Source organism: Pseudomonas putida (genome assembly GCF_005080685.1).
GTDB lineage: Bacteria > Pseudomonadota > Gammaproteobacteria > Pseudomonadales > Pseudomonadaceae > Aquipseudomonas > Aquipseudomonas putida_V.
Map to the genome: position 1 here is coordinate 5094092 of NZ_CP039371.1, position 9810 is coordinate 5103901.

The 9810-nt window shown below is 57.3% G+C and carries 11 protein-coding genes and 1 pseudogene; 11 read left to right on the top strand and 1 reads right to left on the bottom strand.

The features are described from left to right. Position 1: 1 nt before the first annotated feature. From traD to E6B08_RS23695, 4 genes are read left to right on the top strand one after another with little or no spacing between them, the layout of a single operon-like run. Positions 2-2218: a type IV conjugative transfer system coupling protein TraD gene (gene traD, locus E6B08_RS23680; RefSeq protein ID WP_136916186.1), complete on the top strand. Its 2217-nt coding sequence runs from the start codon at positions 2-4 to the stop codon at positions 2216-2218. Positions 2219-2228: 10 nt separating this feature from the next. Beyond that, entirely contained in the window at positions 2229-2978 is a 750-nt protein-coding gene (locus E6B08_RS23685) for a TIGR03747 family integrating conjugative element membrane protein (RefSeq protein ID WP_136916187.1), read from the top strand. Between the two features lie 11 nt (positions 2979-2989). Next, positions 2990-4459, top strand: a complete 1470-nt coding sequence (locus E6B08_RS23690) for a UvrD-helicase domain-containing protein (protein ID WP_136916188.1) — start codon at positions 2990-2992, stop codon at positions 4457-4459. An 18-nt stretch (positions 4460-4477) separates the two neighbouring features. Beyond that, positions 4478-4789, top strand: a complete 312-nt coding sequence (locus tag E6B08_RS23695; RefSeq protein ID WP_136916189.1) for a hypothetical protein — start codon at positions 4478-4480, stop codon at positions 4787-4789. Positions 4790-4907: 118 nt separating this feature from the next. Here E6B08_RS23695 and E6B08_RS23700 read toward each other — a convergent pair whose 3' ends face one another. Continuing rightward, positions 4908-5795, bottom strand: a complete 888-nt coding sequence (locus E6B08_RS23700; RefSeq protein ID WP_136916190.1) for a LysR substrate-binding domain-containing protein — start codon at positions 5793-5795, stop codon at positions 4908-4910. Positions 5796-5916: 121 nt separating this feature from the next. Between E6B08_RS23700 and E6B08_RS23705 the strand changes: the two genes are divergently transcribed. The 7 genes and pseudogenes from E6B08_RS23705 to E6B08_RS31390 all read left to right on the top strand — a co-directional run bounded on the left by E6B08_RS23705 (position 5917) and on the right by E6B08_RS31390 (position 9810). After that, positions 5917-6696 (top strand): 2OG-Fe dioxygenase family protein, encoded by a 780-nt coding sequence (locus E6B08_RS23705; RefSeq protein ID WP_136916191.1) that lies wholly within the window; start codon positions 5917-5919, stop codon positions 6694-6696. A gap of 44 nt (positions 6697-6740) precedes the next feature. Then, a complete protein-coding gene (locus E6B08_RS23710) occupies positions 6741-7358 on the top strand; it encodes a LysE family translocator (protein ID WP_136916192.1) in 618 nt (205 codons plus the stop codon). After that, positions 7358-7963 (top strand): bifunctional phosphoserine phosphatase/homoserine phosphotransferase ThrH, encoded by a 606-nt coding sequence (thrH, locus tag E6B08_RS23715; RefSeq protein WP_136916193.1) that lies wholly within the window; start codon positions 7358-7360, stop codon positions 7961-7963. Before E6B08_RS23710 ends, thrH begins: the two co-directional genes overlap by 1 nt. Before the next feature lie 531 nt (positions 7964-8494). Continuing rightward, positions 8495-8812 (top strand): RAQPRD family integrative conjugative element protein, encoded by a 318-nt coding sequence (locus E6B08_RS23720; protein ID WP_416194412.1) that lies wholly within the window; start codon positions 8495-8497, stop codon positions 8810-8812. Further along, positions 8809-9048 (top strand): TIGR03758 family integrating conjugative element protein, encoded by a 240-nt coding sequence (locus tag E6B08_RS23725; protein WP_023628666.1) that lies wholly within the window; start codon positions 8809-8811, stop codon positions 9046-9048. The genes E6B08_RS23720 and E6B08_RS23725 overlap by 4 nt, the downstream gene beginning before the upstream one ends. A 66-nt stretch (positions 9049-9114) precedes the next feature. Next, on the top strand, positions 9115-9414 hold the full coding sequence (locus tag E6B08_RS23730) for a TIGR03745 family integrating conjugative element membrane protein (RefSeq protein WP_238349367.1): 300 nt from the start codon (positions 9115-9117) through the stop codon (positions 9412-9414). 13 nt (positions 9415-9427) lie between these two features. Next, positions 9428-9810: pseudogene (locus E6B08_RS31390) on the top strand (TIGR03750 family conjugal transfer protein).

A 9810-nucleotide genomic window follows, 5' to 3' on the forward strand; every position in this document is an offset into this window, starting at 1 on the left:
GATGGCAGCATACACCCTTGAATCCCTGCTCCGGCCTCCGGTGGAGCTTTTCAGCACTGCAGTCTGCTATGTGGCAGCTGCGCTTTGCATCGGCGCTCCCTGGGCTTTTGCACTGACTCCACTATTCGGGATTGTCGCCGCCCTGGGCTTTATTTATCTGGGCACCATTCGGCTGCTCCAGGCGCGGAGAGTCCTACGCTACCAGGCGAACCTCAGGCGGCTTCCTCACTACACAATGACCAGCGCTGAAATGCCGATCAGCAACGAGCGCCTGTTCATAGGCCGCGGATTCCGGTGGACACAGAAGCACACACAGCGCCTGGCAGACACCTACCTTCCCCAGTTCGCGGCTTACGTCGAACCGACGAACCTATATGTGCGGGCGCGCTGGCTGGAGGAGCGCTTGGAGTTCGCCCCGTTCCCGCTGAAATTGATCACCAAGCTCACTGGCTGGGACTCCAACTGGAACCCCGCTAGGCCTCTGCCACCAGTAGGTGGCCTGCCGAGACTGCATGGAATCGAGCCTGATGAGCAAAACGTGAGCCTGCCCCTCGGGGAGCGCGTAGGCCATACATTGGTGCTGGGAACCACACGGGTGGGAAAGACTCGCCTGGCTGAAGTATTTATCACGCAGGACATTCGCCGAACGCATCGACGCGGACCGCGCGTCCGTATGGGACGCAGGAGCCAAACCGCCCATCGCTGGAGCCGGCGACGGCAAGCGGATCAGCAGGCCGACCACGAGGTCGTGATCGTCTTCGACCCGAAAGGCGATGCTGACTTGCTCAAGCGCATGTACGTCGAGTGCAAGCGCGCCGGGCGCCTTGATGAGTTCTACGTGTTCCATCTGGGGTGGCCAGATATTTCCGCACGCTACAACGCCATCGGCCGCTTCGGACGAATCAGTGAGGTGGCCACTCGCATCGCTGGCCAGCTTTCCGGTGAGGGCAACTCTGCAGCGTTTCGAGAGTTCGCCTGGCGTTTCGTCAACATCATCGCCCAGTCTCTGGTCGCGCTCGGTCGTCGCCCTGATTACGAACAGATCCGCCGTCACGTCATCAACATCGACGAGCTGTTCATCGAGTACGCGCAGAAGTACTTCGCAGAACATGATCCCAAGGCCTGGCAAACCATCGTCGAGCTTGAAGGGAAGATCGATCGCAAGAACCTGTCTTTCGCCATGAAAGACCGCCCGCTGCGCGTCGTGGCCATCGACATGTATCTCACCCAGAAACGCATCAACGACTCCGTCATGGACGGTCTGCGCAGCGCCGTGCGCTACGACAAGACCTACTTCGACAAGATCGTCGCGTCCCTGCTGCCACTTTTGGAGAAACTCACCACTGGGCGTATCGCTGAACTCCTCGCACCCGACTACCTGGATCTTGCTGACCAGCGACCGATTTTCGATTGGATGCAAGTGATTCGGAAGCGAGCGGTCGTCTACATAGGTCTGGACGCGCTGTCCGACACCGAGGTCGCGGCAGCGGTGGGCAACTCGATGTTCAGCGACCTGGTCTCCGTCGCCGGCCACATTTACAAGCATGGTATCGATGATGGTCTACCCGGCCATATGGCCGGTGGCAAGGTTCGCATCAATCTCCACGCTGATGAGTTCAACGAACTGATCGGGGACGAGTTCATCCCCATGGTGAACAAAGGTGGCGGCGCCGGCATACAGGTCACCGCCTATACCCAGACCGTGAGCGACGTCGAGGCGAAGATTGGCTCGAAAGCCAAGGCTGGCCAGGTGATCGGTAACTTCAACAACCTGTTCATGCTCCGCGTCCGCGAAACTGCAACCGCCGAGCTGCTGACCAACCAGCTGCCCAAGGTGCAGATCTACAACAGCACGCCAGCGAGCAGTGCGAACGACTCGGTCAACGGAAAAACCGCATTCACCTCGAGCGCCCATGACCAGGTGCAGCTTGCAAGTGTGCCGATGATTGAGCCCGCCCACGTGGTCGGGTTACCCAAGGGGCAGGCCTTCGCGCTCATTGAGGGGGGAAATCTCTGGAAGATTCGAATGCCGCTTCCTGCGAATGACCCGGACGAGGTCATGCCCGGCAACCTGCAGGACCTGGCCGCCGGCATGCGCCGATCGGCGGCGTCGTCGAGCGACTGGTGGGAAGCCCCTGGCTTCCAAGAGCTGAAATCAGCTTTGCCTGAAGACCTGGTTGAAGATTTCCGCCAGGTGGCCATCGATGATGCAGCTTGAGGTGTAGCCAATGGCAGACGACGTTTCAAAGAAGGCCGAACAGCAGCAAGAGCGACAGGAATCGCTGTTCAGCAAGATCTTCTGGTTCCCGATTACCTTCATCGGCGTGATGTTCAGCTCGCTGTTTCTCGCCATCGTGGTCGACTGGGTATGCCTGTACTTCTTCTGGCCAGAGGCAGGGTGGCGGCACGGCCAGCAAATGCTGGTCAGCGAAGTCGGCTGGTTGTCCAAGGGGCTGGTCCATAGCGCTGTCGTGCAAGAGCCCGGGCGCACCGCGACCTGGCTGGTGACTCAAGCTTACGACTGGCTGGTCGTGAAGACCGGGATGCTTAGTTGGGTCCAAGGCATGGAGTCGATCGCTAAAGCCGGTCCCCGCAACGAGCTGGACATGCGCTATTGGGCAGCGCAGAGCCTCTCAACGGTACAAAACTACGCCCTGGCTGCGCTCTTCACTGTCCTGGTGTTTTGCGTGCGGCTGGTCGTGCTGCTGATGACGGTACCGCTTTTTGCCATGGCCGCACTCACAGGCCTGGTCGACGGTCTGGTGCGGCGAGACCTCCGTAAATTTGGTGCCGGCAGAGAGTCCAGCTACCTGTACCACAAGGCCAGGGCAACGATGATGCCGTTGGCTATTTTCCCCTGGACTTTGTACTTGGCGCTCCCGATCAGCATCAGCCCCATGCTGGTACTACTCCCCTGCGCTGCCTTGCTTGGCGTATCCGTGAGCATTACGGCCGCGAGCTTCAAGAAGTATTTGTGAGGAAGAGAACGATGCAATGGACACACGAGCAGTCGCCAATCATCCAGTCGGATGAGCCGAAACTCCTTATCCAGGCCGGCGCTGGCAGTGGCAAGACCACAACGCTGGTGGGCTATGCGCAACACCACTCCCGTCTACGGATTCTCTATCTCTGTTACAACAAGTCGGTCGAGATCGCCGCGCGGGGCCGATTTCCGCGCAACGTGGTGAACAAAACCGCACACGGCCTGGCCTACGCCGTCTATGGCACACAGTTCAGCCATAAGCAGACCAAAAACCTGCGGCTGACCGATATCGCCCGTGCAATTGATACACAGGACTGGGAGTTGGTCAGAGACGTACTGACGACCCTGAACAACTACATGGCCAGCGCCGACGATCTGATCGAGCGTTGTCACTTTCCCCGCTTCCGTGACCGCCCGATGCTTACCTCCGCCCAGGAGCGCTACCTGAAACAGGCGCTCGTAGCAGCGATGGACGTCTGGAGGCGAATGACTGACCTGCAGGACACAGCGGTGCAGATCACGCATGACGGATATCTGAAGCTGTACCAGTTGAGCAAACCCGACCTGAGCCAGCGCTTCGACTGTGTCATGCTCGATGAGGGACAGGACGTCAACCCCGTTATAGCTGACATTGTGCGCATTCAGCGTATTCGCAAGGTAACCGTGGGTGATCGTCATCAGCAAATCTATCGCTTTAGAGGGGCGGAAGACGCTCTAAATGCCAGCTGGATGGCCGGGGCTGAAAAGCACTACCTGACCCAGAGCTTCAGATTTGGACCCGCAGTAGCCCACGTCGCCAACATCATCCTGTCCTTCAAGGGAGAAACCAGGAAGCTGCAGGGACTGGGCGAGCAGACGTTGGTGAAGAAGGCGCTGCCGATCGGGCTGCCGCACAGGACATACATTCATCGAACCGTCATCGGGGTGATTGAAAACGCACTGTGCCTTGTCACCGAGAAGCCCAAAATCTACTGGGTTGGCGGTATCGACAGCTATTCCGTGCGCGACCTCGAGGACCTGTTCTATTTCAGTCGCCAACAGCGCGATCTAGTCCAGAACAAAAAGCTGTTCCGTGATTACCGAGACTATGCCCAGTACATAGAAATCGCCGAGGTAAGCCAGGACAGCGAGATGATCCGCTCGATCAAGATCATCAACATGTACCCGGACCTGCCCCAGCGAATCTTGGCTCTACGCTCATGCACGGTGGACAAGGAGCTGGACGCAACTATCACCCTAACCTCTGCCCACAAGTCGAAAGGCCTGGAGTGGGATTTTGTCGGGCTCTTTGACGACTTCACGTCAGATCCGCTCTCACCTGATATCGATACAGGTCGACGAGATGATGAACTGAACCTTCTGTATGTGGCCGTTACCAGAGCGATGAAGATCCTCGCGATCAACAGTCTGGTGCTGTCCATCATGGAACGCTATCTCGACGCTCTCGCACCTGGGGCGCGTAAAGCGCGCGGTTGATTGCATTAAGGAGTCATTATGAGCAAGCAATTCGAACACCGAGCTGAGTACGTCGCTATCCCATTCAAAAACGCGACTAGCGGCGCTTGGATCTTCAAGAGCACGGAACAGACATTGGAGCCCGACGTTGCGTCTCTTCTGGCCGAAGAGGAGCAACTGCAGAAGAAGATGCTCGTGCTCGGCGCTGAAGGCTGGGAACTCGTCAGCACACAGCCAGTGTGCCGAGGCGAGATTAAGGTGGGCAATCAAAATGCCCAGGCCTGGTCCTACGGTTTCCCTATGCCGGTGGGATATCTGCTCTTTTTCAAGCGCGAGCGTCGGGGCAACTAAAACTGTCGAGGAAAATTCGATACTGCCTCAAGTGATCGTAGCTGGGCTGTCCTTGATCGCGGAAACAGGCACTCGATCCGTACTTGCGAGGCGAGATACAAAGCGCATCCTGTTCCGACTAGTAAGACGCTCTGCACTGTTGAATGGTTTCTGCCATTTGCTGGGTGATCCAATCAAGGAATATCTTGCACTTGGAGCTCTCATCAAAAGGACGGGGGGACAATAGGCAATATCTTGAGCCGTCTCGTCTGAATCCGAATGGGGCAATAAGCTGTCTAGATTTCAATTCATCTTGCACCATGAGGAAGGACGCCATGCTGACGCCCAGCCCCGCCGCCGCTGCCTGGATGCAAAGATAGAAATGTTCATATTCCACCCATGTCGCCCCCGCTGGGACGACATCTGCCAGCCGCATCCAATTGTCCCAAGCGAGGGGTCGAGTCGTGCTTCGCAGCAGGCGCACGTCATCGAATTGTTGACCCGCCGTCCACAAAGCAGGGACGCAAACCGGCCCGATCCATTCTTCACAGATCGTCGCGGAGTGAATGGTCTCCCCCCAATAGAAATCGTCTCGACGTAGCGCGACGTCTGCGCCTGCACGAGTGAAATCGATGGGTCCCCCAGCAGCGAGCAATTGCAATCGCAGATTCGGGTGTGACGCATGGAAATCCGGCAGCCGAGGAATCAGCCATTTCATCGCGATGGTCGGTTCGCAGGACACTACCAACACCTCTTCGCGGGCTTCGCGCTGCAATCGGTGGAGGGCTCCTTCGAGCTGTTCAAAGAAGGGACGGGTGACATTGTAAAGCTCCCTGCCCGCGTCATTGAGAAAGATCGCCCGGTTGCGGCGCTCGAACAATTCGATGCCAATAGCTTCCTCCAACTGCCTCACCTGGCGACTTACCGCACCATGTGTGACATGGAGCAGGCGCGCGGCTTGAACGAAGCTCTCGGTCTGGGCCGCGACCGTGAAGAAGTGAAAAGACGTCAGGGCTGGCAGCTTCATATAGACGATGATCTCTCACAGATTACGTCGACTATAAATCGTTTTTCATCGGTCGGCCAAATTGCGATGCTCCATTCCGCTGCGCACCTGCCCAATTTCGGCCAGCACGGAGGATTTACTGATGGATGCTATGGACCGGGTCACAACGCAAATCCAGCAACAAGACTTCTATTTCGCGAGCCAACACACTGTTCACAATCTGTGTGAAATCGTAGCGCAAAAAGACTTCGCCATCGTGTCTTCACGTAAGATCGCGGGCCTACTCAGCGCTATCGAACCGGACGTACTGGAAGATTGGACGGACTTTCAACAGAGCTGGAACCGCCTGGAGCAAGACATGTTCATGAGGGACGGTGGCACTTATCGCTTTCGTCGCCATGCTACCTACAGTGCTACGCCTGGCAGCATCTCTCCGAAGCTTGAGGCCCATCAGCCCCACTACCAAAGTTTGAACTACAACCCGCTCAACGGCGACATTGCCCGCCACTTCGCCCCGGTCGAGGCAGGTATCACGCAGAACAAAGTGATGACGGCAGCACTGGAACTGTGCTGCACGACCTTCAGCCGACTAGCGCCGTATTACAACTGGCACATTGAGGTCCATCAGTTCCGCATCAATGCGTCGGAGCAAGCGGCCTCGCCCACTCCGGAAGGGGTGCACCGTGACGGCGTGAACTTCGTATTCATGATGATGGTTAATCGGGTCAATGTTGTTAACGGCGAAACGAGCATCTTTGACCGCCACAAACGCCCCCTCAGTCAGTACACACTCTCCGAGGCGATGGAGGCAGCCATCGTCAACGATGAACAGACCATGCATGGGGTTACGCCCATCATCAAGCTCAACCCGCTGCAGCCAGGCTACCGGGATGTGCTTGTCATCACCTTCAGCAAACGCTGAACGTTATTGCGGCATGGCTAGCCCATGCCGCCTGGAGTCCTTGCATGAACGAATTAATAGCCGTAGCCGCGATCACCATCCTTGCAGTGATCAGCCCAGGTCCGGACTTCGCGATGGTCACCCGCAATAGTTACGCCTATGGGCGTAGCAGCGGGCTCATGGCTGCCTTCGGGATTGCCTGCGGCGTGCAAGTGCATGTGTTCTATACCGTGCTTGGTATCGCCCTTATTATCACCCACTCTCCAGTGCTATTCATGGCCATGAAAGGCCTAGGCGCGGGTTACCTGATATACCTGGGATGGAAGTCACTGACGAGCAAGTCAAACCTGCAAGTGGGTACCGCCAATGGCCCGCGACCATCCAACAGCAGGGCGTTCGCCATGGGTTTTCTGACAAATGCGCTGAATCCGAAAACCATGCTGTTCGTGGTAGCCACCTATAGCCAAGTGGTGCAGCTCAGCAACAGCCTAGCGACCAACTTCGCCTACGGGTTGTTCATGTCATTCTCACACTGGGTGTGGTTCAGCTTCGTTGCCCTTTTCTTCTCGGCCGAGGCCCTGCGCCAGCGGATGCTCGCCAAGCAGCATATTCTTGATAAGGTGATTGGCACGATGCTCATCGGGCTGGGCGTGAGCCTAGTGCTGCCTGGAGTGGCACGCTGATGGAGCGCATGGATAAACTGGCCTGCATTGACCTAGAAGGCGTGTTGGTACCTGAGTTGTGGCCGGCAATTGCGGTACGGACAGGCATTAAAGAGCTGTTCGCTACGACCAGGGAAATTCCTGACTATGAAGCGCTAATGCGCCAGCGAATCGTCTTGCTACGCAAGCATGGAATCACTTTGAGTGAACTCCAGCGCATCCTCGTAGCGATCGAGCCTTTCACGGGCGCCTTGTCATTTCTGCAGACCTTGGAGGCCAACGGTTACCGGGTCAACATCATCTCTGACTGCTTCCATGAGCTGGCTGCTCCACTGCTGCACAAGCTGGGCGAGCCGACAATCTTGTGCCACCACCTGACGGTTGATAACGAAGGAATTGTCTCGGGCTGCGACTACTACCCACGCAAAGGGAAGGAAGACCATGTCAACGAAGCCCTAGCCCAAGGGCAGCAGGTCGTAGCGGTTGGTGATGCCTTCAATGACCTCAACATGCTGCGGCGGGCCAGCCAAGGCTTTCTGGTGAACCCGTCCATTTCCACTCTGAATGCCGCATCGGATGTGCGTGTAGTAGAAAGCCTGGAGGAAATTCTTGAGCTAATCAGCTAGCAGTTCTCTACAACCCGGGTCAGTAGCCCGAGCAATCCGGCGCTCTAGGCTTCATCCTCATGTCCTGGGAGCAGGGCCATCATGGCGTTGGCCCTCCTGACCATCTCGACAAGCTCCATTGAGCTGACCTCTCGTCGGTGCTGCAGCATCTCGGCGGCCAAGATCGCTTTGTCGTAGCAACCTTCATCTCGGAAACGCGCACCTAGATAGTCTGACACCCAAGCTTCAAACGCCGGCGAGGTGGTAGTTTTCCGCACCATAAGACTCCCCACAGATCAGTTTTCCGTATGCCTACATCCTGGCTTAACTTCGGCTCTTTGTAATTGGTCGGGACCGCTCAGTTGCCCCACCAAAGTGGATCCATCTCCTTTACCAAAGCGTGACCTGCTTCGAGAAAAAATTCTACGGAGCCCAGATAAGTATTTCTTGAGGCAGTCCAGCCCCTGGCCTCGGCATCCTGACGCCCATAGTCAGTCTTGCCAGAGCACAGCCGTGAACAAGCCATCCCTCCTCCTTGCATCTCCTCGCCGAATCCTAATTGGCGCGCTGATCAGCGTCAGCGGCTGCTTTTCACTCATGCCCAACGCCCTGGCTGCCGGCGCATCCGAACAAGCCAACATCGAGGTGATGATCCGCCAACTGAATGCGCTGGAGGACTCGGCGCGACGCAGCGCCACGATCGCCAGTGAACCTGGCCAGCGCTACTACTTCGACTATGAACGCCTAGCCGGCGATATCCAGCGGGTTCGCCAGGGCCTGCAAGATTACTTGACCCCAAGTCGAGCACAGCCGCGGGATCCGGCAGAGCTGGCGGGCAAATACACCCTCACCGGCGGGCGCATGCAATGAGTATGAGCGGCACTCAAGTCGCAGCTTTCAACGCTGCGAGCGGCGTCACCCCACAGGCGAGCACCGTGCTGTTCGTAGGCACCGTTATCGCACTGTCGACCCTCTGGGGTGCTTGGGCGCTGTACAGCATCTACCGAGGCTGGGCGACCCAAAACATCGACAGAAACATTGCAGCCGCATCGACCGTCAAGGTCATCGTCCTGCTGCTGATCCTAGCCACACTCGTTCTCAGCTAGCCAAGGAGCTAACCGATGTCTATCCGCACCATAACCAAGTCACTCACCAGCGCCGCCGCATTGATTATGGGTCTGCATCCACTCGTTGCCGCTGCCGCTTTACCAGCAGCACAAGCCCCAACACGCGGCGAGGGAACGAGTTGGCTGCAAACCATGCAGAACTATGGTTACGACGGGTTCATGCTAATCGGGCTCATCCTGCTCGGGGCCATGATGGTTGGGGTCGCCTCCCATGCCTACGGCGTTTACCACGATATCCACGAGGGCAAGAAAAAGTGGCGAGACCTGGGCCTCACCGCCGTGGTCGGTGTCTGCCTGATCGGCGTAGGCATTTTCATGGTGACCAAGGCAACTGGCGTTCTCTAACCGGTGATGGAACATGGCTGAGACCACTTACCTGAAAGATGGAACGCTCGACTTTCTTCCCCACAACCTGAATAGACAGCCCATCGTCATGGGCGGCCTCACTGCAGATGAAATGTGGGGAACGGTCGGTGTTTGTGGGGGGCCGGAGTGCTTCTGGGCATCCCGGTGTCGTTCTTGTTCGGCAACCCAGCTCTCTTCATTGCTTGCGCTCTTGTCGGTGGGGCTCTGGGCCTGACCGTTGCAAGCCGGATCCTCCGGAAAATGAAGCGTGGCCGACCGGATACATGGTTTTACCGCCAGCTCCAATTCTACAAGGCTCAACACCTCTCCTTCCTCGGTGGCCCCCAGTTGGTCATCTGGAAGGGCGCGTGGGCATGCCGTCGTACAGGAAAGTAG